This window comes from Streptomyces sp. NPDC085937, from assembly GCF_044540535.1.
Taxonomy (GTDB): Bacteria; Actinomycetota; Actinomycetes; order Streptomycetales; family Streptomycetaceae; genus Streptomyces.
Genome location: NZ_JBITSH010000013.1, coordinates 1 through 19,862, shown reverse-complemented (window position 1 = coordinate 19,862; position 19,862 = coordinate 1). Strand labels below are relative to the sequence as shown.

Genomic DNA, 19,862 nt, shown 5'->3' with positions numbered 1-19,862 from the left:
AGGGACGGCCGCGGGGTACGGGATGTACGGGACGGGCGGTGTCGCCGGGATGACAGTGACGGACAGTGGGGCGCTGGCGGCGCTGCACCGGGTCTTCGGCTACGAGGCCTTCCGCGGCGAGCAGGAAGCCGTCGTCGACCATGTGATCGCGGGCGGCGACGCGGTCGTGCTGATGCCGACCGGCGGCGGCAAGTCGCTCTGCTACCAGATCCCGGCCCTGGTCAGGCCCGGCACGGGCGTGGTCGTCTCCCCGCTGATCGCGCTGATGCAGGACCAGGTCGACGCGCTGGGGGCGCTCGGCGTGCGGGCCGGCTTCATGAACTCCACGCAGGACTTCGACGAGCGGCGGACCGTCGAGGCCGAGTTCCTCGCCGGTGAGCTCGACCTGCTGTATCTGGCGCCGGAGCGGCTGCGCCTGGACAGCAGCCTCGATCTCCTCTCCCGCGGCAAGATCTCCGTCTTCGCCATCGACGAGGCGCACTGCGTCTCCCAGTGGGGCCACGACTTCCGGCCGGACTACCTCACGCTGTCCGTGCTGGGGGAGCGGTGGCCGGACGTCCCCCGGATCGCCCTCACGGCGACCGCCACGGACGCCACCCACCGGGAGATCACCGAGCGGCTGGGCATGCCCGACGCCCGGCACTTCGTCGCCAGTTTCGACCGGCCCAACATCCAGTACCGCATCGTGCCCAAGGCCGACCCGCGCAAGCAGCTGCTGGCCTTCCTGCGCGAGGAGCACGCGGGGGACGCGGGCATCGTGTACTGCCTCTCGCGCAACTCGGTGGACAAGACCGCCGAGTTCCTCGCGCGCAACGGCATCGAGGCGGTGCCGTACCACGCGGGGCTCGACGCGGGGACGCGTCACGCGCACCAGGCGCGGTTCCTGCGGGAGGAGGGGCTGGTCGTGGTGGCGACCATCGCCTTCGGCATGGGCATCGACAAGCCGGACGTCCGCTTCGTCGCCCACCTCGACCTGCCCAAGTCGGTCGAGGGCTACTACCAGGAGACCGGCCGCGCGGGCCGCGACGGACTGCCGTCGACGGCGTGGATGGCCTACGGGCTCAACGACGTCATCCAGCAGCGCAAGCTGATCCAGTCCGGCGAGGGCGACGAGGCGTTCCGGCGGCGGGCCAATCAGCACCTGGACGCCATGCTCGCCCTGTGCGAGACCGTGCGGTGCCGGCGCGGACAGCTCCTCGCCTACTTCGGCCAGGAGCCGGGCGGGGAGAACTGCGGCAACTGCGACACCTGCCTGGCCCCGCCCGAGACCTGGGACGGCACGGTGGCGGCGCAGAAGGTGCTGTCCACGGTGGTGCGGCTGCAGCGCGAGCGCGGGCAGAAGTTCGGCGCCGTGCAGATCGTGGACATCCTGCTGGGCCGGCGCTCCGCCAAGGTCATCCAGTTCGACCACGACCAGCTCTCCGTGTTCGGGATCGGCGGCGAGCTGAGCGAGGCGCAATGGCGCGGTGTGGTCCGCCAGTTGCTCGCCCAGGGACTCCTCGCGGTCGAGGGGGACTACGGCACGCTGGTGCTGACCGAGGCCAGCGGGGCGGTGCTGCGGCGGGAGCGGGAGGTGCCGCTGCGCAAGGAACCCGAGAAGCCGGCGCCGGCGAAGGGCGCGGCCAGCCGGGGCGAACGCAAGGCCAAGGCCGCCGCGGCGGAGCTGCCCGAGGCCCTTCGGCCCGCGTTCGAGGCGCTGCGCGCCTGGCGGGCCGAGCAGGCCAAGGAACAGGGCGTCCCGGCGTACGTCATCTTCCACGACGCCACGCTGCGGGACATCGTCACGGCGTGGCCCACCTCGGTGGCGGAGCTGGGCGGGATCAGCGGCGTGGGCGAGAAGAAGCGGGCGACGTACGGGGAAGGGGTGGTGGCCGTGCTGGCGGGACTGTCGGCACCGGCACCGGCACCGACCCCTGCACCGGACGCCACCGCCGCGCCCGCCGCCGTGCCCGACGTCCACGAGGAGGCCCCGGACGACTGGCCCGACGAGGAACCCGACTGGTCCTGAGCGGCCCTGGCCATCCGGCCACCCGACACCGCGGCGGCCGTCAGCCGCTTGGCGGCACGTCGGCTACGGCAGCGCCGTGAGCCCCGGGGCGAAGGTGATCAGGAGGGGGACGAAGGGGACCAGGGCCGCCGCGGCCGTCGTCAGGGCGCGGTGGCGGCGGTCCAGGCGGGGCGGCGGCTCCAGGAGGCGGTCGACGCGCTCGCCGAGCAGGCGGTGGCTGGAGGCACAGGACAGCACGCCCCGGTGCTGGTTGAGCTCGATCAGCGCGAGCGCGGTGGTGAGATGGCCGCAGCGGCGGGAGGCCGTGTCGTCGGCGGACAGCTCCACCAGCCGGTGGGTCTGCTCGCAGAAGTGGGCGAACAGCGGGACGCGCGGGAAACCCGTCGCCAAAGCCGTCGACAGGTGCAGCAGCCAGTCGTGGCGGGCCCGGGCGTGGCCGCGCTCATGGGTGAGGACGGCGTCCAGCTGGTGGTCGGTGAGGCGCTGCAGGGCGCCGGTGGTGACGATGAGCTGGGGCGGGCTGCCCGGCATCCACCAGGCGTCGGGATACTCCTCCTCCAGCACCAGCAAGGGGCCCCGCCCCTCGGGGAGCCCCGCGGGCAGGTCGGGCGCGCGGTCGCGCAGGTGCTCCCGGGCACGGAAGCGCCGGCGGCGGGCCTCGACCAGCTCGCGCCCCAGCATGGCCGTGGTCCACGCCGCGCCGGACGCCAGCAGCACGGTGAGCACGGTCGTCCACGGCGAGACGGCGGACAGGTCGTAGGCGGCGGTCACGGCGGGCGGAGCGGGCGCGAAGAGCTGGGCGCGGACCGTGCCGAAGACGGCCGCGGCGCCCAGCGCCAGCGCGGTCAGACAGCACAGCAGCACGGTGGCGACCAGGCACTGCCACACCCACAGGGCGACCACCGGCTCCCGTTCCGGCCACTTGGCCCTGGTCAGCACGCGGGGGACGGGCACGGCGGCCGTCACGGCGACCACGCTCAGCAGGAGCAGGCAGTACGTCATGCCACGGGCTCCGGATCCTGTCGGAAGAAGCGGCTCGGGACGTGCGGTGGTGCGGGCCGCGCGGCATGGAGAACGACGCACCGCCCGACGCCAAGTATGACGGCGAAGGGCGGTGCGAGTCAGCGTGGTTGCGGGCCTCGGTAGGGCCGCAGGGGTCAGGGCGCCGGGACCACCCGTCCCGTGACCTCGCCGAGGCCCACCCGCACACCGTCCGGACCGGGCGCCCAGGCGGACAGCGTCACCACGTCACCGTCCTCCAGGAACGTTCGCTTGCCGTCCGGGAGTTCGAGCGGGTCACGGCCGTTCCAGGTCAGCTCCAGCAGCGAACCGCGCTCCCGCTCGGTGGGGCCGCTGACCGTGCCGGAGCCGTAGAGGTCACCGGTGCGCAGGGAGGCGCCGTTCACCGTCATGTGGGCGAGCTGCTGGGCGGCCGTCCAGTACATGGTGGAGAAGGGGCACTCGGAGACGTCGTGGCCGTTGACGGTCACGGTGATGCGCAGGTCGTAGCCGCCGGGATCCTCCTGCGCGTCGTCCAGGTAGGGCAGCAGCTCGTGGGTGCGGGCGGGCGGGGCGACGCGGGCCTCCTCCAGGGCGTCCAGCGGGGTGATCCACGCCGACACCGAGGTGGCGAAGGACTTGCCCAGGAAGGGGCCGAGGGGCACGTACTCCCAGGCCTGGATGTCGCGGGCGGACCAGTCGTTGAGCAGGCAGAGGCCGAACACGTGGTCGCGGTAGGCGCCGAGCGGCACGCTGCTGCCCTGCTCGGACGGCACACCCACGACGAAACCGACCTCGGCCTCGATGTCCAGCCGGACGGAGGGGCCGAAGACCGGGGCGGTGTCGGTGGGCGCCTTGCGCTGCCCCGAGGGGCGTACGACGTCGGTGCCGGACACCACGACGGTGCCGGAGCGGCCGTGGTAACCGATCGGCAGGTGCTTCCAGTTGGGGGTCAGGGAGTCGGCCGCGTCGGGGCGGAAGATCTGTCCGACGTTGCGGGCGTGGTTCTCCGAGGCGTAGAAGTCGACGTAGTCCGCGACCTCGAACGGCAGGTGCAGGGTGACGTCGGACAGCGGGTGGAAGAACCGCTCGACGGTCTCCCGGTGCGCCGGGACCGTCACCCACGCGGTGAGCGCGCGCCGCACGTCCGACCAGGCCGTACGGCCCGCCGCCAACAGCGGGTTGAGGGTGGGGCGGGCGAGCAGGGAGGCGTAGGGGGAGCCCAGGGCGTGTGCCGCCGCGCCGGCGTCGAGGACGTGGTCGCCCAGCCGGACGCCCACGGTGCGGTCCGCCGAACCGGGGGGCGAGAACACGCCGTACGGCAGGTTGTGCGGGCCGAAGGGATCGCCCTCGGGGACATCGAAGGGGGGCATCGGGTGCTGCCTCGCTTTCGTGTGCGCGGGTGGGCCACGTGTCCGTGGCCGTGCCACACGTTACGGGGTCGCGTCCGGGTGAGTCCCTGTTAATTCGGCGACGTCCGTGGCCTGCCGGGCGGGCGTCCCGGATCCGCCCGGCCCGCACCGACGCGAGGGACACCGGAACGTCAGGCGGCGCACCGTGTTCCGACCCATCGGGGAAACGGTTCTCAACCGGTCCCGATCGGGCGCCGAAAGAAGGGAAACGGCACCCGAAGCGAGGGCATACGGGCGCGGTGAATCGGACGGTCCTCTTGTCCGTATTCTCTGATCATGGCCGCACCCACCGATTGTTCTCTCATCGCCACCGACCTGGACGGGACGCTGCTGCGCGGTGACGACACCCTTTCCGACCGCGCCCTCGCCGCCCTCGCGCGGGCGGAGCGCGCCGGCGTCCGGCACCTCGTGGTGACGGGCCGCCCGGCCCCCAGAGTGCGGTCGCTGCTCGGCGACCTCGGCTGCACCGGACTCGCGGTGTGCGGACAGGGGGCGCAGGTCTACGACGCCGGGACGGACCGGATGCTGTGGTCGGTCCGGCTGGACCGGGAGCTGGCGGAGACCGCGCTCGGCAAGATCGAGGCCGAGGTGGGTGAGGTGTACGCCGCGGTCGACCAGGACGGGGTCGACGGGCTGACGCTGATCGAACCGGGCTACCGGATGCCGCATCCGACGCTCCCGTCGGTTCCGGTGGAGCGGCGCGACGACCTGTGGGCGCGGCCGATCAGCAAGGTGCTGCTGCGCCATCCGCGGCTCTCGGACGACGCGTTGGCGGCGGCGGCCCGGTCCGTGGTGGGCTCGCTGGCCACGGTGACCATGTCGGGGCCGGGGACGGTGGAGCTCCAGCCGTGCGGGGTCACCAAGGCGACCGGTCTGGCGCTGGCCGCCGAGCACCTGGGGCTGCGTCCCGAGGACACGGTCGCCTTCGGCGACATGCCGAACGACGTCCCCATGTTCCGGTGGGCGGGCCACGGCGTCGCCATGGCCAACGCGCACCCCGAGCTCAAGGCGGTGGCCGACGAGGTCACCCTGTCGAACGAGGACGACGGCGTGGCCGTCGTCCTCGAGCGACTGTTCGGGCGGACGGCCGGGGTCGGCCGTCAGCGGTCGGCTCAGTACGCGCCGAAGACGTTGTCGATCGAGCCGTAGCGGTCGGCGGCGTAGTTGCAGGCCGCGGCGATGTTGGCGACCGGGTCGAACGGGTCGAAGGCCGTGCCGGGCACGTGGTACGCCTGGAAGGTCGGGTCGATGACCTGCAGCAGGCCCTTCGACGGGGTGCCCATGGCGGCGTTGGAGTCCCACAGGTTGATGGCGGCCGGGTTGCCGGACGACTCCCGCATGATGTTGCGGTGGATGGAGTCGTAGGAGCCCGGGATGCCGTTCTGCGCCATGACGTCCATCGCCTCGCGGATCCAGCCGTCGAGGTTCTCCGGGTACGCGGTCGTGGAGGCGGCGGTCGTGGCCTGGGTCGTGGTCGCGGCGGAGGCGCCGGTGGCGCCGAACAGCGGCAGCGCGACCACGGCGACCCCGGTGCCGGCGACGGCGAGGGAGCGGACGAGGCGGCGGCGGGACGAAGCGATGACGGGCATGTCTGGGTTCCTCTCCTACGCCTGCGAGGTGAGCTGTCGGGTTCGGGCGAGGAGAGTGCCCGGCCGTGCCCCTGCGGGCATGGCTTCACCCCGAGCCGTCCCGGCGCGATGTCCGGTACGGCGGCTTACCTGGGTCCCCCGCTCCTGCCGTGCGTGAGTTCGTCGTCGGGTGTGATGCGGGTGGCGGCAGGACTAGGCGTCCACCCGGCAGGCCCGGAACGTATGCGAGAGCACATGTCGGGAACAAGTGCGACGCTCACGCAAGACACCGTTTGATCTTGAGGTGGGTGGTTTTGCGCGCTTGATCCTTTGCGATCGCCAAGCGTCAACTCCGTTGCGTGGGGCGGGATGACGACGCCGTGGGCGCGTGGCCGGCCGACGTGCTCACGCGTGACTCACCTCACGGGACGGGGGACGTGAGCGCATTTGTGGCGTACAGGAATTCGCACAGCAATGACGGCAAATCGGACGTCAGGGCGGGCAGGATGGTTCACCGGTCACTGTGTCCGGGAAACAGAGGAATGTCCGTTGCTATCAGCCGATCAAAAACACTCCGCTTCTGATCCCCTATCGCCCTGCTTGTGACCCCGGGCCCTGGCGGTGATCGAAAGGTGACCGGATACGCTGACTCGAGTGGTGGCAGCGACCTATCGACAAACCGTGTAACCGCCAGCAGACACCAGCAGACAGGAGACCCCTCGTGACCGTCGTCGGGCCGTTCGGGCTGAGCGTGCGGGACCAGGCTCTGGAAGCCGATGTCCAGGCCGGATTGACGGCTGTCGAGGAAGGGCTGCTCGAGGCCACCAAGAGTGAGGTGCCGTTCATCACGGAGGCCGCCCAGCATCTGGTGCGGGCCGGAGGCAAGCGGTTCCGTCCGCTGCTCGTGATGCTCGCCGCCCGCTTCGGCGACCCCTACGCCCCCGGTGTGGTGCCGTCGGCCGTGGTGGTGGAGCTGACCCACCTGGCCACGCTGTACCACGACGACGTGATGGACGAGGCCGAGGTGCGGCGCGGGGTCGCGAGCGCCAACGCCCGCTGGGGCAACTCGGTCGCCGTACTCACCGGCGACTTCCTCTTCGCCCGCGCCTCGCACATCCTGGCCGACCTCGGCCCGGAGGCCGTGCGGGTGCAGGCCGAGGCGTTCGAGCGGCTGGTCACCGGACAGATCCTGGAGACCGCGGGCCCCCAGGACGGACGCGACCCGGTCGACCACTACCTGGACGTGCTCGGCGGCAAGACCGGCTCCCTGGTGGCGGTCTCCTGCCGGTTCGGCGCGATGATGTCCGGCGCCGACGAGACGGTGGTGGACGTCCTCACCCAGTACGGCGAGCGGCTCGGCGTCGCCTTCCAGCTCGCCGACGACGTCCTGGACATCGCCTCGGACTCCCACGAGTCGGGCAAGACCCCCGGCACGGACCTGCGCGAGGGCATCGCCACCCTGCCCGTGCTGCGGCTGCGCGAGCGGACGGCCCGGCTGGGGCTGGCCGAGGACGTCGCCCTGTGCGAGCTGCTCGACTCCGACCTCACCGACGACGCCCGGCACGCCGAGGCGCTGCGGCTGCTGCGCGCCCACCCCGCCCTGGAGCAGGCCCGCCGGGACACCGTGCGCTACGCCGAGGAGGCGCGCGCCGCGCTCGCCCCGCTGCCCGACGGTCCCGCCAAGGCAGCGCTGGTCGAGCTGTGCGACGCGGTCGTGCACCGGGCCGGCTGACCGGCGCCCGTACGGCCCCGTACGCCTTCCGCACCCGGGTGACCCCTACGGGGCGGGTGAGGCACCGTCGTCCCGTGTCATACCGCAGCAGTACGCGCAGTTGAGCCCGCGGTCTGACGATTCCGCCGTCGGGGTTTGGTCAGATGGAACACGACGGACAACACCACTTCTCACCGGTTCGGGTGAGAATGGCGGCTCGGGCCGAGACTGGTGTGAGGACACGAGACGGAAGCCGCCGCCGACGACGGAGGGCACACATGGCACCGTACGCATCCGACGACAAGACGACCGCGGGAGAGGCCGAGGAGCCGCGCACGCTGCGGCGCAGGGCCGCCCGGTACGTCGTCCCTGTCACCGTGATGGGCGTGGCGGCCGCGACGATCGGACTCGTCCCGGCGCTCGCCGACTCCGGTGACCCGGATCTGCCGGAGATCACCGCCGCCCAGCTCATCGAGAAGATCGCGCAGTCGGACGTGGAGCACCTGTCCGGCACCGTGAAGATCACCACCGACCTCGGACTGCCGGACCTCGGCGGGCTGGAGAGCGGTCTGCTGTCCGGCGCGGTCGGCTCCGGGGAGGAGGGCGGCTCCTCCGCCGACCCGTCCGGCCGGCTCACCGAGCTGGCCTCCGGCATGCACACCCTGCGGGTCGCGGCCGACGGCCCGGACCGCCAGAAGCTCTCCCTGCTGGAGAACGCGGCGGAGTACAGCCTCATCCACGACGGCAAGGACGTCTGGGGCTACGACAGCGGCTCCAACGAGGTCTACCACGCCACCGTGGACGACGCGGACGCTCCCGGCGGGCGCGGCGAGGCGCGGCCCCCGGCCACCCCGCGGGACTTCGCGGAGGAGGCGCTGAAGGCGGTCGACGACACCACGTCCGTGAAGGTCGACGGCACCGCCCAGGTGGCCGGCCGGGACGCGTACAAGCTCGTCGTCGAACCCAAGGGGTCCGGCTCCACGGTCGCCGCCATCAGCATCGCGGTGGACCACGAGACGGGCCTGCCGCTGAAGTTCACGCTCACCCCGTCGAGCGGCGGCGCGGCCGTCGTGGACGTCGGCTTCACCAAGGTGAGCTTCGACCGCCCGGACGCCTCCACGTTCGACTTCACCCCGCCGAAGGGCGCCAAGGTGACCGAGGGCGACGAACAGGAGCGCGAGCGCGGCCACTTCGGGAAGCCGGAGCGCGGCCCGAAGCCCCCGAAGGCCGAGGAGGACCTGGCCAAGGGCTTCGACGGGCTGACGATGCTCGGTGAGGGCTGGAACACCGTCGCCACCTTCGACACCGGCAGCGGGGCCGGCCTGCCCACCGCGGAGGCGGGCGGCGACCTCGGCGGTTTCCTCGGCTCGCTCGGCGAGGAGGTCAAGGGCGACTTCGGCACCGGCACGGTGTTCGGCACCCGCCTGGTCAACGCCCTGATCACCGAGGACGGCAAGGTCTACGTGGGTACCGTCACCAAGGACGCGCTGGTGAAGGCGGCCGACGCGGGGAAGTAGGTACCCGCACCCAGCGACGCGGCGAGGGGAACGGGGAAGCCGATGGACGGGACGTCCGCCACGGAGCCGACGCGCGACGGGGCGTCCGGAACGGAGCCGACGCGCGACAGGACACCCGCCACGGAGCCGACGCGCGACGGGGCGTCCGGAACGGAGCCGACGCGCGACAGGACACCCGCCACGGAGCCGACGCGCGACGGGGCGTCCGGAACGGAGCAGGCCGGCGAGGGGTGGGCCGCGGGTGACGGCGTCGTCGTCACCCGCGGACTGACCAAGCGCTACCGCGGCGGACAGCTCGCCGTCGACGACCTGCGCCTGACCGTCCCGGCGGGCAGCGTCTTCGGCTTCCTCGGCCCCAACGGCTCCGGCAAGACCACCACCATCCGCATGCTGATGGGCCTGATCGAGCCGACCTCCGGGACGGCGCACGTGCTGGGGCGGCCCATGCCCCGTTCCGCGCGCGCCGTCCTGCCCCACATCGGGGCCCTCATCGAGGGCCCCGCCCTCTACGGCTTCCTCTCCGGCCGGGACAACCTCCTGCGCCTCGACGCCGCCGACCCCACCGCCGACCCGCGCACCCGGAAGGCCCGGGTGGCCGCCGCCCTGGACCGGGTGGGACTCACGGCCGCGGCCGGCAGGAAGGCGCGGGCGTACTCGCTCGGCATGAAGCAGCGCCTCGGTCTCGCGGCCGCCCTGCTGCGACCGCGCCGGCTGCTGGTGCTGGACGAACCGACCAACGGCCTCGACCCGCAGGGCATGCGGGAGATCCGCGCGCTCGTCCGCGAGCTGGCCACCGACGGGACGACCGTCTTTCTCTCCTCCCACCTCCTCGACGAGATCGAGCAGGTCTGCACGCACGTCGCGGTGATGGCCCGGGGCCGGCTGATCACCCAGGGCCCGGTCGCCGACCTGGCCGCGGGTGCCCGCGCCCGGCTGGTCGTGACCACACCGGACGCGCCGGACGCCACCCGGGTGCTGAAGGAGCAGGGGGTGGGTGACGTCGTCGTGGACGGGGAGCGGGTGACCGGCGAGGTGCCCGGGCGTGACCTCGCCGAGGTGAACGCGGCGCTGGTGACGGCAGGCGTCCGGGTGCGCGGCTTCGGGGTCGAACGGGCTTCGCTGGAGGACGCGTTCGTGGCGCTGACCGGGGAGGGCTTCGATGTCGCGGGCTGAAGCGGTACGGAGGGTGAACCCGCTGTGGACCCTCGGGCTGTTCCGCAGCGAACTGCTCACCACCTTCCGGCGCTGGCGGACCCTCGCCCTGCTGGGCGTGCTGGCGGCCGTGCCGGTACTGGTCGGCATCGCCGTGCGGATCGAGACCGGGGACGGCTCGTCGGCGGGCGGTGGTGGCGGAGGACCGGCGTTCATCTCGCAGATCACCAACAACGGACTGTTCCTGGTCTTCACCGCGCTCGCCGCCACCCTGCCGTTCTTCCTGCCCATGGCCGTCGGGGTGGTCGCGGGCGACGCCGTCGCCGGCGAGGCGTCCGCCGGCACCCTGCGCTACCTGCTGGTGGCCCCCGCCGGCCGTAGCCGCCTGCTGCTCACCAAGTACGCGACGGTCATGGCCTTCTGTCTGGTGGCCACCCTCGTGGTCGCCGTCTCGGCGCTGATCACCGGCGCGCTGCTGTTCCCGCTGGGTGACCTCACGACCATCTCCGGCACCCGGATCAGCTTCTCCGAGGGACTGCTCCGCGCCCTCCTGATCGCCCTGGTCGTCGCCGTCTCACTGATCGGTCTGGCGGCACTCGGCCTGTTCGTCTCCACGCTGACCAACAGCGGCATCGCGGCGATGGCGACCACCGTCGGGCTGCTGATCACCGTGCAGATCGTCGACCAGATCCCCCAGCTGCACGCCCTCCACCCCTACCTCTTCTCCCACTACTGGCTGTCCTTCGCCGACCTGATGCGCGAGCCGGTCCACTGGGACGACCTGACCAAGAACCTCGGCCTCCAAGCCCTCTACGCCGCCGTCTTCGGCTCGGCGGCCTGGGCGCGGTTCACGACGAAGGACGTCACGGCGTAGGACGTCACGGCGAAGGACGTCACCGTGTAGGGAAAGCGCTGGCACGTGCGGGCCGGTTTGTGTGACGGTTCGACCCATGGGCAATTCACGGGCCTACCCCGTCCTGCGGACCACCGACGCGAGCGAGGCGTTCCGGCAGGCCATGCGGTTGTGCGCGCTGCTGAAAAACGTCGAGGACAAGGTGTGGCTGTTCGCCGAACCGGCCACGGTCCGTGAGGTGCGGGAGATCGCCGCGATCGCTCCCGGACTGCCCTTCGACTACTCGGGGAACCGGACCGATCCGGCGACCGGTGACTACCTCCGGTTCGACCTCGACGTGACGGCACTGGACGACGCGGCACTGGCGGAACACCTGCCGCTGACCTTCTACGAGTACGTCGAGCGGGAGCGCGTGGAGGCCGGGATCCTGGCCGCGCTGGGCGACGGCATGGCCTACGTCGAGTGGCACGGCCGCTGGCCGGACGACTCGGACGCGGATGTGGACTGGCCCTCGAAGTACGACGGCATCCAGGTCCTGTTCCACGGTGACGAGGCCCAGAGGGGCGACTGGACGGAGGAGCACACCGTCTTCGTCCATGTGACCAAGTGGGGAGACCTGCCCCTCGCCCAGGAACTCGCCGCCCACATCGGCAGCGAGGTCCTGGGCGAGGAACAGCTCGGCTGGTGAGACGGCGCCGGAGTCAGCCGGCCTCGTACGGGAAGCGGGCGAGGGGGGCGTCCTGTGCGAAGAACGTCTTGGCCCGCGCCAGCGCCCGCGTGTCCCTGAGCACGTCCCCCGGCTTGCTGCCGTTGCCGAGCAGCACCCCGCCGAACCGCATCCCCATGTACGCGGCCGAGTTGTTGAGCGTGCCGACCAGGGGGTCGGCGACCTCGGGCTCCTCGTGCGCGAGCGCGGTGACGCCCCAGAGGGTGCGGCCCGCCATCGTGGCCTTGAAGCCGAGGCCGGGGGTGCGCAGCCAGCCCGCCCAGTGGTCCAGATAGCGCTTGGTAGGCGCCGACACCGAGTACCAGTACAGCGGGGAGACGATCACCAGGTCCGTCGCCGCGAGCGTGGCGTCCAGCAGCAGGGCGGTGGTGCCCCCGGTCGGGCGGACGTGGTCGCTGTCGTGACGCAGGTCCTCGAACTCGGGCAGTCGGTGCGCGGTGAGGTCGATCCACCGCTGTTCCACGTCCGGGGGCAGCTGTTCGGCGGCCCGGCGGGCGAGCAGTGCGGAGTTGCCGTCCCGGCGGGCACTGCCCAGGACGAACAGGAAACGGCGGGTCACGGGCATCGTCAGTCAACCCCCACATAGTCGGCGTTCGCCAGTAACAAGCCTCTGCATCTTATGCACATGCAAGTAATTGTCCAAGGGGCGGGAACCGGGCGGTCGAGGCGGCGGGCATCCGCTGCCGGGCCGGCTCCTCCGCCACGCGCCTCGTGGCCCGGACTCCCCGCCTCTGCCGGGCCACGAGGCGCGTCACGCCCCTCGTGGCCCGGACTCCCCGCCTCCGCTACGGCGTCCTCAGCGGTTCGACCGCCCCCCGCCTCTCCGCCTCCACCGCCACCGAGAGCAGCAGGTCCTCCCGGTCGTGCGGTGCCACCAGGTGGAGTCCCGCAGGGCAGCCGTCGGTGCCGAAGCCGGCCGGGACGCTCAGCGCGGGGTGACCGCTGAGGTTGAACGCCCAGGTGAGCGCGGTCGAGTACACGTCACCGGGGCCGTCGTGGCCGTGCGGCGCGGTGGGCGCCGTGGGGGTGAGGAGCAGGTCGGCGCGGGTGAAGAGGGCGCGCAGACGCTCGTCGTCGGCCGCCCGGACCCGGTGGGCGTCGGTGAGGTCGGCGCCCGGGGTGCGCAGGGCGAGCCAGGCCGGTCCGGGGTCGAGGAGCAGCGGGGCCCGCGGGGGCCGTACGAGGCGTACCACCCCGGCGTCGACGAGCCGGCCGACCGCCTGCCGGGCCAGGGCGACGGGCTCGGCGTCGGGCGACGCGAAGCCCAGGTCGGGGGACCAGACAGCGGTGACGGGGAACGGCGGCGGGGCGGACGGTCCGGCCCGCCCCGACACCAGCCGCCACCACGCCTCCGCGTCCCCCGCCGTGCGGGTGAGGACCCGGGGAGCGGCCAGGCCCGTACGGTCGGGTGAGGGGAACCGGCCGCCCGTGACCTTCAGGCCCAGCACCCCGCACCACGCCGCCGGGACGCGCACCGACCCCGCACCGTCCGAGCCCGTCGCCAACGGCACCAGCCCGGCCGCCACCGCCACCGCCGCCCCCGCCGAGGAGCCACCGGGCGTACGGTCCCCCCGCCACGGATTGACGGTACGGCCGCCCGCCCCGAGCCCCCAGGTCTGCCAGGGCGTCCCCGGACCCGGCACCGAAGTGGCGCCCACGGCGACCGCGCCGGCCCTGAGCAACGGCCCCGCCGCCCGCAGTCCCCGCCGCCCCTTGACCGCGACCGGCACCCCGGCCAGCGGGAGGTCCTCACCGGCGGCGACCCGCGCGTCCACCTCCTCCGCCCGCCGCGGTGCCTCCTCGTCCCACACCTCGACGAACGCGCACAGCACCGGGTCGGCCCGCCCGATCCGCGCGAGCGCCTCCGCGACCACGTCCACGGCCCTGCGTGAGCCTTCCCGTACGGCGGCCGCGATCTCCCGGGCGCCGTCCCCGCTCACCGCACGGCGCCCGTGAGACGGGCCAGCGGCTCCGTCTCACGGGGCAGCCGGCCGCCCAGGTCGCCGAGGCGCCAGTCCGGCACCCACGGCACCCGGTACACGTCGATCACCGACTCGATCCGCCGCACCCTCTGCGCGAGGGGACGCGGGAGCCGTCCCGGCGCGTCCGCCACCAGGACCACGGCGTCCAGGCCGAGCCCGTCCGGCGCATCGCCGCGCCGGAACAGGCCGACGGCCGGCAGCACCGCGTCCAGCCCGGCCGCGTGCGTCCGGGCGACGAGCAGCACCGACCGCGGGGCGGATGGCGCGGGCCAGGCACGTCCGCCGTCGTGACCGCCGTAGACCGCGGCGAGTGTGGAGACCCCCGCGCCGCCGTGCAGACCGATCCAGGAGAAGCTCCGGGCCGTCGCCCGGGCATGCGCGGGCCCCGGCGGGCCCTCCGCCTCCGGTGCCGCCACCGGCCTCCGCAGCCAGATCTCCGGTCCCTGTCCCGTGCCTTCCCGCATGTCCCTCTCCTGCTCGCCGGCCCGATCGTCCATGCCCCGCCGCCCGCACGGAAGTGGGGCCCTCTGCCGTTGGGACGAGCCTGTGACAACGCGGTGACGTGCAGAGCGCGGGCGAGCGGACAGACTCGACGGTAGGTGTACGACCCGAATGAGGGAACGATGACTCGACTCAGCCGCGAGAAGAAGCGAGAACAGCAGCAGGCCGCGGTGCCGGTCGACGTCCGTGTCCCGGCCGACGGGTCGGGCGAGCCGGGAGCCTCGGTCGACGGGGTGCGGGTGATCGCGGGACCCGGCGAGGAGATCCAGCAGGCGGTGCTGGACCGCCTGCACCGCATCGCCGTTGCCTCGGGGCACGCCGTGATCGCCACCGTGCGCGACGAGCGCATCGGGTACGTCGTCCCGCTCCTGGTCGCCCCGGACGGCTCCAGCCGTTTCACGGACCGGCCGACGGCGCTGCGCGCCGCCCAGGGCGGCCACCGGGCCGGCACGACACAGCCGACGCGAGGGGAGCCCGCCCCCGACATAACCGGGGCCCGGCCCCAAACCCCGGATCTTTCCGGGCCTGCCCCGGATCCTTCCGGGCCCGCCCCGGATCTTTCCGGGCCTGCCCCGGATCTTTCCGGGCCTGCCCCGGATCTTTCCGGGCCTGCCCCGGATCTTTCCGGGCCTGCCCCGGGCCCTTCCGGGTTCGCTTCCCCGGACCCGACGCGGGGTCCTGCCCCCGACCTCACGGGGGCCGCCGCCCCGGATCCCGCCCGCACCTCCACCCGGGGCCCGGCCTCCCCCTCACCCGCGCCGCAGCCCCAGGCCGGCGATCCGCCGACGCGTCTTCTGCGCCCGGGCGCGGAGGCCGACGCCCCGGCCGCCCCCGGTCCTCTACGGGACGCCACCCCCACCTTCCCGCTGCGCCCGGTCCCCCGGACCGAGAAACCCCTCGACTCCCCGCCCACGTTCCGGCTGCGGACGGTGGCCGGGCCCGTGCCCCCCGGCACCCCGCCCGGCACGGTCGCGCCCCCGACGGGCGCGTTCGGACCGCCGCCGTCCATGGAGCCGGCGCCCCAGCCGGCCAAGGAGGCCCCGGCGCCGGTTCTCGGCCGGGGCGCGCCCACCGACCTCGTGCTCGACGCCGACCCGGACGCCCGGCCCACCCCGCCACGCGGCTTCGACGCCGTCGCGGAGGCCGTGCTCGGCGACGAGCCCGCCGCCCCCGCGGGCAGCCCCCTCGCCGCACCCCTGGAGCGGATCAACGAGGCCGTCCGGGCGGGCAGGATCGACACGGCGGCCGGCCTGGCCGACGAGACCGTGGCGCAGGCCTCGCGGACCCTCGGTGCGGAGCACCCGGAGGTGCTGCGGCTGCGCGAGCTGACCGCGTACATCGCCTACCTGGCCGGTGAGCCCCTGCGCGCCTTCCGGCTCTCCATGGACCTCGCCGTGGTCTGCCGCCGCGCGGGCGACGCGGAGGCCGCGTACGGCAACGTCCGCAGCGCCGCCACCGCGTGGCGCGGGGTGCGCGACCCGCTGCTCGGCCTGGAGCTGGGCCACGAGCTGACGGCGCTGTGGACCGAGCTCGCCGCCGAGGGCGGACCCGCCGCCGACGAGGCGGACGAGCTGGAGTCCGCCCGCGCCCGCATGGACCGTCTGACCGCCCGCGCCGGCGTCCGCGCCCGGAAGGACTGAGCCGCCCGCACCGGGGAGCCGGCTAGTGCAGGCAGAACTCGTTCCCCTCCGGGTCCGCCATCACGACCCAGCTCCCGCCGGGCTCGTCCACCCGCCGCAGCACCCGGGCGCCGAGCCCCTCCAGCCGGGCCTGCTCCTCGTCGCGGCGGTCGCCACCGGGGTGCAGGTCGATGTGGAGGCGGTTCTTGACCGTCTTCTTCTCGGGCACCCGCTGGAACAGCAGCCGCCGTCCGCGCCCGGTGCCGCTCTCCTCCTCGAAGGGGTCGTCGGGGTGCCGTACGGCGGTCAGGTCACGCCAGGCGCGGCGGCCGTGCGACTCGACGGTGAGTGCCTCGGGCACGGCCCCCGCCGCGAGCAGCTTCTCGATGAGCGCGCTGTTGTCCTCGACCACGTAGTGCAGGGCGGCGGCCCAGAAGCCGGCCTGGGTGTGCGGGTCGGCCGCATCCACAACGAGCTTCCAGTGCACCGGCGTGGCCGGAGTGGGTGTCTGCGTCATGCGCCCGTTATAGGGCGCCGCACTGACAGAGCCGGTTCGCCACGCGTCTACGGCTTGGTCTCCAGCGCCTTGGCCTCCGCCTCGGAGAGCGGCGCGGCGACGGGCACGGACCCGCCGGCGCCCGGCTCGGCGGTGGCCTCGCGTGCGGCCGCCTCGCGCGCGGCGGCCGTCCGCCCGGCGAGGGCACGGGCGGCGCGGCGGGCGGTGCGCAGCGCGTCCCAGGTGAGCAGGGTGAGCGCCAGCCACACCAGGGCGAACCCGGCCCAGCGCTCGGGCGGCATGGCCTCCTTGAAGTAGAGGATGCCGAGCACGAACTGGAAGACGGGGGCCAGGTACTGCAGCAGACCCAGCGTCGACAGGGGGACGCGGATCGCCGCGGCGCCGAAGCAGACCAGGGGAATGGCGGTGACGACGCCGGTCGCGGCGAGCAGCAGCGCGTGTCCCGCGCCCTCGGCGGCGAAGGTCGCGTCACCCTGGGTGCTCAGCCACACCAGGTAACCCAGCGCGGGCAGGAACTGGATCGCGGTCTCGGCGGCCAGCGACTCGACGCCGCCCAGGTTGACCTTCTTCTTCACCAGTCCGTAGACGGCGAAGGAGAAGGCGAGGCACAGCGAGATCCACGGCGGCCGGCCGTAGCCGACGGTGAGGACGACGACCGCCAGGGCGCCGACGCCGACCGCGGCCCACTGGGCGGGCCGCAGGCGTTCCTTCAGCAACAGGACGCCCATCGCGATGGTGACCAGCGGGTTGATGAAGTAGCCGAGGGACGCCTCGACGACGTGCCCGGAGTTCACGGACCAGATGTAGACGCCCCAGTTCACGGTGATGACCGCGGCGGCCACCGTGACGAGCGCCAGCTTGCGCGGCTGCCGCAGCAGCTCGCCGATCCACGCCCAGCGGCGGACGGCCAGCAGCGCGGCGGCCACGAAGACCAGGGACCACACCATCCGGTGGGCCAGGATCTCCACCGCTCCCGCGGGCTTCAGCAGGGGCCAGAACAGGGGGACGAGCCCCCACATCCCGTACGCCGCGAAGCCGTTCAGCAGTCCTATGCGCCGCTCTGCGGCCGGCTTCCCGGTCACGGGCCCCTCCTTCTGTGTCCGACGCGTCCCCAAGACGACCGGGGCCCGCAGACGCGCGCGCGGACCCACCGGACGACGGTAACGCCGGACACCCCCACGTGTCATGTCCGTACCGGCATACGGTCATGACTTGTGGGGGTGGCCGGCCTCCCGCGCGGACCCGAGCCCTCGCGGCCCGGGGATCAGCCCTTCAGCGCGACGGCGATCGCCTCGCCGATCGGCGTGGTCGGTCGGCCGGCCAGCCGGGACAGGTCGCCGCTCTCGACCACCAGCTCACCCTCGGCGATCGAGGCGTCGACGCCCGCGAGGACGGCCGCCACCGGCTCGGGGACCCCGGCACCGGCCAGGATGCCGGTGAGCGCCTCGGTCGTGACCGGGTTGTAGGAGATCTCCCGGCCGGTCTGCCGGCTCAGCTCGGCCGCGTACTCGGCGAAGCTCCACGCCTCGTCGCCGCCCAGCTCGTACGTCGTGTTCTCGTGACCCTCGCCGGTCAGCACGGCGACGGCGGCAGCCGCGTAGTCGGCCCGGGAGGCGGAGGAGACCCGGCCCTCGCCGGCCGCCGCGAGTACCGCGTCGTGTTCCAGCACCGGGGCCAGGTTCTCGGTGTAGTTCTCGTGGTACCAGCCGTTGCGCAGCAGCACGTACGGCACGCCCGAGTCGAGCAGCGCCCGCTCGGTGCCGCGGTGGTCGTCGGCGAGCGCGGCCTTCAGGGTGCCGGGGGCGCTGGTGTAGGCGAGCAGCGCGACACCGGCCGCCTTGGCGGCGTCGATGACGCCCGTGTGCTGCCGCACCCTGCCCTTGTCGAACTCGTTGCCCGAGATCAGCAGGACCTTGTCGCCGGCCGCGAAGAGGCCGTCGAAGGTCTCCGGGGCGTTGTAGTCGGCGACCGCGACCCGCACCCCGCGCTCCGCGAGATCCGCCACCTTCTCCGGGCTGCGGACGACGGCGGTGACCTGCTCCGCGGGGACCTTCTCCAGCAGCTGCTCCACGACGTGACGGCCGAGCTTCCCGCTGGCTCCGGTGACGACGATGCTCATGATGCGACAACTCCTCAGGGGGTGGCTTGGCACTAACTGTACGGCAGGCGCTAACTTTTGGAAAGTGTACGCCCAGGGGCGCGTGGGGCTGCCGGCGTTGCTCTACGATCACGCTCGCGCGTGCAGCCGCCGCTCGGCCCAGGCAGTCAGCCGGGGGCCGTCGCATCGGGGGGTGCAAGGAGCGGACGCACTTCCGCCCCGGCGGCGGCGAGCTCCTACGACTGCCCGTCCGGCTACTTCTGCGGGTGGTCGGGCGAGAGCACCAGGGGCTCGATGTGGAAGACGAACAAGGACGTCGCGGGCCTGGGCAGCTGGGACGACAAGATCCGTTCGTATGTCAACCGCACGAGCCTGATCGCCTGCCTGTACGACGACTTGAACTACGACTCGTGGGGTGGCTACTTCCCTCAAAACCCGAACACGCCTGGCGAGTACAGCAGCTCCCCTACAGCGACGATCAGCTCCATCAGGTTCGTCCGCACCGAGCGTGAGTGCGACCGGCCCGCCTACCCGGGCTGGTACTCCGAGCCGTCCCCCACGGCCGCCGGCTTCGGCGACATGAACGGCGACCGCCGGGCCGACGTCATCACCCGTGACATGGTCGGGCGCCTCTGGTTCACCCCGGGCGACGACACCGGGCGGCTCATCGGCGCGGGCGGCTGGAACGCCATGGACACCCTGACCCGGCACGGCGACTTCAGCGGCGACGGCCGCGAGGACGTCGTCGCCCGGGAGAAGGCCACCGGCAAGCTGTGGCTGTACCCGGGCACCTCCACCGCCCGGCTCGGCGCCCGCCGGCTCGTCGGCAGCGGCGGCTGGAAGACGATGGAGCACCTGATCCCGGTCGGTGACTTCAGCGGCGACGGGCGACCCGACCTGGCCACCGTGACCAACGAGAAGTACAGGATCTACGGCGTCGAGGGCCATCCGGGCCAGTTGATCACCTACCGCGGCCGGGCCGGCGGAACCCTGTACGGACCCCAGCGGACCCACAGCGAGTGGTGGGGCCTCAGCGACTTCTGCTGAGCGCACCCGGCTGACGCGGGGGGGGCCCCGCCCCCCCCCGGGGGGCCGGGGGCCCCCCCCCGGGGGGGGGGGCCCCCGGCGGCCCCCCGGGGGGTTGCGGGGGGGGGGGGGGGGGGGGGGCCCCTGGCGGGGGGGGGGGCGGGGGGGGAGA

At 73.4% G+C, this 19,862-nt stretch carries 18 protein-coding genes and 1 riboswitch; of the genes, 9 read left to right on the top strand and 9 right to left on the bottom strand.

Annotated elements, in window-relative coordinates:
* Positions 1 to 22 precede the first annotated feature (22 nt).
* On the top strand, positions 23 to 2,008 hold the full coding sequence (recQ, locus tag ACIF8S_RS25170; RefSeq protein ID WP_400001910.1) for a DNA helicase RecQ: 1,986 nt from the start codon (positions 23 to 25) through the stop codon (positions 2,006 to 2,008).
* Between the two features lie 63 nt (positions 2,009 to 2,071).
* Here the strand turns inward: recQ and ACIF8S_RS25165 are convergent, their stop codons facing one another.
* On the bottom strand, positions 2,072 to 3,010 hold the full coding sequence (locus ACIF8S_RS25165) for a M56 family metallopeptidase (protein ID WP_400001908.1): 939 nt from the start codon (positions 3,008 to 3,010) through the stop codon (positions 2,072 to 2,074).
* 155 nt (positions 3,011 to 3,165) lie between these two features.
* Positions 3,166 to 4,380 (bottom strand): fumarylacetoacetase, encoded by a 1,215-nt coding sequence (gene fahA, locus ACIF8S_RS25160; RefSeq protein ID WP_400001906.1) that lies wholly within the window; start codon positions 4,378 to 4,380, stop codon positions 3,166 to 3,168.
* 315 nt (positions 4,381 to 4,695) lie between these two features.
* Between fahA and ACIF8S_RS25155 the strand changes: the two genes are divergently transcribed.
* Complete coding sequence (locus ACIF8S_RS25155; RefSeq protein ID WP_400001904.1) at positions 4,696 to 5,568, top strand: HAD family hydrolase; 873 nt, start codon at positions 4,696 to 4,698, stop codon at positions 5,566 to 5,568.
* Here the strand turns inward: ACIF8S_RS25155 and ACIF8S_RS25150 are convergent.
* Positions 5,532 to 6,008 (bottom strand): transglycosylase SLT domain-containing protein, encoded by a 477-nt coding sequence (locus ACIF8S_RS25150; protein WP_024883110.1) that lies wholly within the window; start codon positions 6,006 to 6,008, stop codon positions 5,532 to 5,534. The genes ACIF8S_RS25155 and ACIF8S_RS25150 overlap by 37 nt on opposite strands.
* A gap of 5 nt (positions 6,009 to 6,013) precedes the next feature.
* Positions 6,014 to 6,183: riboswitch (cyclic di-AMP (ydaO/yuaA leader) on the bottom strand.
* A 525-nt stretch (positions 6,184 to 6,708) separates the two neighbouring features.
* Between ACIF8S_RS25150 and ACIF8S_RS25145 the strand changes: the two genes are divergently transcribed.
* The 5 genes from ACIF8S_RS25145 to ACIF8S_RS25125 all read left to right on the top strand — a co-directional run bounded on the left by ACIF8S_RS25145 (position 6,709) and on the right by ACIF8S_RS25125 (position 11,908).
* Entirely contained in the window at positions 6,709 to 7,719 is a 1,011-nt protein-coding gene (locus ACIF8S_RS25145; protein WP_215211918.1) for a polyprenyl synthetase family protein, read from the top strand.
* 257 nt (positions 7,720 to 7,976) lie between these two features.
* Entirely contained in the window at positions 7,977 to 9,215 is a 1,239-nt protein-coding gene (locus ACIF8S_RS25140; RefSeq protein WP_400001902.1) for an outer membrane lipoprotein carrier protein LolA, read from the top strand.
* A gap of 42 nt (positions 9,216 to 9,257) precedes the next feature.
* On the top strand, positions 9,258 to 10,388 hold the full coding sequence (locus tag ACIF8S_RS25135) for an ABC transporter ATP-binding protein (RefSeq protein ID WP_400001900.1): 1,131 nt from the start codon (positions 9,258 to 9,260) through the stop codon (positions 10,386 to 10,388).
* Entirely contained in the window at positions 10,375 to 11,241 is an 867-nt protein-coding gene (locus tag ACIF8S_RS25130; protein WP_400001899.1) for an ABC transporter permease, read from the top strand. The genes ACIF8S_RS25135 and ACIF8S_RS25130 overlap by 14 nt, the downstream gene beginning before the upstream one ends.
* A 76-nt stretch (positions 11,242 to 11,317) precedes the next feature.
* A complete protein-coding gene (locus ACIF8S_RS25125) occupies positions 11,318 to 11,908 on the top strand; it encodes a hypothetical protein (RefSeq protein WP_400001897.1) in 591 nt (196 codons plus the stop codon).
* A 13-nt stretch (positions 11,909 to 11,921) separates the two neighbouring features.
* Here ACIF8S_RS25125 and ACIF8S_RS25120 read toward each other — a convergent pair whose 3' ends face one another.
* From ACIF8S_RS25120 to ACIF8S_RS25110, 3 genes are all read right to left on the bottom strand, one after another.
* Positions 11,922 to 12,506, bottom strand: coding sequence for a flavodoxin family protein (locus tag ACIF8S_RS25120; RefSeq protein WP_400002121.1), 585 nt, complete (start codon positions 12,504 to 12,506; stop codon positions 11,922 to 11,924).
* A gap of 226 nt (positions 12,507 to 12,732) precedes the next feature.
* Positions 12,733 to 13,887, bottom strand: a complete 1,155-nt coding sequence (locus ACIF8S_RS25115; protein ID WP_400001895.1) for an amidase — start codon at positions 13,885 to 13,887, stop codon at positions 12,733 to 12,735.
* Complete coding sequence (locus tag ACIF8S_RS25110; RefSeq protein WP_400001893.1) at positions 13,884 to 14,393, bottom strand: DUF6668 family protein; 510 nt, start codon at positions 14,391 to 14,393, stop codon at positions 13,884 to 13,886. The genes ACIF8S_RS25115 and ACIF8S_RS25110 overlap by 4 nt, the downstream gene beginning before the upstream one ends.
* Positions 14,394 to 14,552: 159 nt before the next feature.
* Here ACIF8S_RS25110 and ACIF8S_RS25105 point away from each other — a divergent pair, with 159 nt between their 5' ends.
* Complete coding sequence (locus ACIF8S_RS25105) at positions 14,553 to 16,070, top strand: tetratricopeptide repeat protein (protein WP_400001892.1); 1,518 nt, start codon at positions 14,553 to 14,555, stop codon at positions 16,068 to 16,070.
* A 22-nt stretch (positions 16,071 to 16,092) separates the two neighbouring features.
* Here ACIF8S_RS25105 and ACIF8S_RS25100 read toward each other — a convergent pair whose 3' ends face one another.
* The 3 genes from ACIF8S_RS25100 to ACIF8S_RS25090 all read right to left on the bottom strand — a co-directional run bounded on the left by ACIF8S_RS25100 (position 16,093) and on the right by ACIF8S_RS25090 (position 18,685).
* The gene (locus ACIF8S_RS25100) at positions 16,093 to 16,566 is read right to left on the bottom strand and encodes a VOC family protein (protein ID WP_400001891.1); all 474 of its coding nucleotides are present in this window, start codon (positions 16,564 to 16,566) and stop codon (positions 16,093 to 16,095) included.
* A 47-nt stretch (positions 16,567 to 16,613) separates the two neighbouring features.
* Positions 16,614 to 17,648: an EamA family transporter RarD gene (gene rarD / locus ACIF8S_RS25095; protein WP_400001889.1), complete on the bottom strand. Its 1,035-nt coding sequence runs from the start codon at positions 17,646 to 17,648 to the stop codon at positions 16,614 to 16,616.
* Positions 17,649 to 17,830: 182 nt separating this feature from the next.
* Entirely contained in the window at positions 17,831 to 18,685 is an 855-nt protein-coding gene (locus tag ACIF8S_RS25090; protein WP_400001887.1) for an SDR family oxidoreductase, read from the bottom strand.
* A gap of 120 nt (positions 18,686 to 18,805) precedes the next feature.
* Between ACIF8S_RS25090 and ACIF8S_RS25085 the strand changes: the two genes are divergently transcribed.
* Positions 18,806 to 19,711: a peptidase inhibitor family I36 protein gene (locus tag ACIF8S_RS25085; protein ID WP_400001885.1), complete on the top strand. Its 906-nt coding sequence runs from the start codon at positions 18,806 to 18,808 to the stop codon at positions 19,709 to 19,711.
* Positions 19,712 to 19,862: the final 151 nt, after the last annotated feature.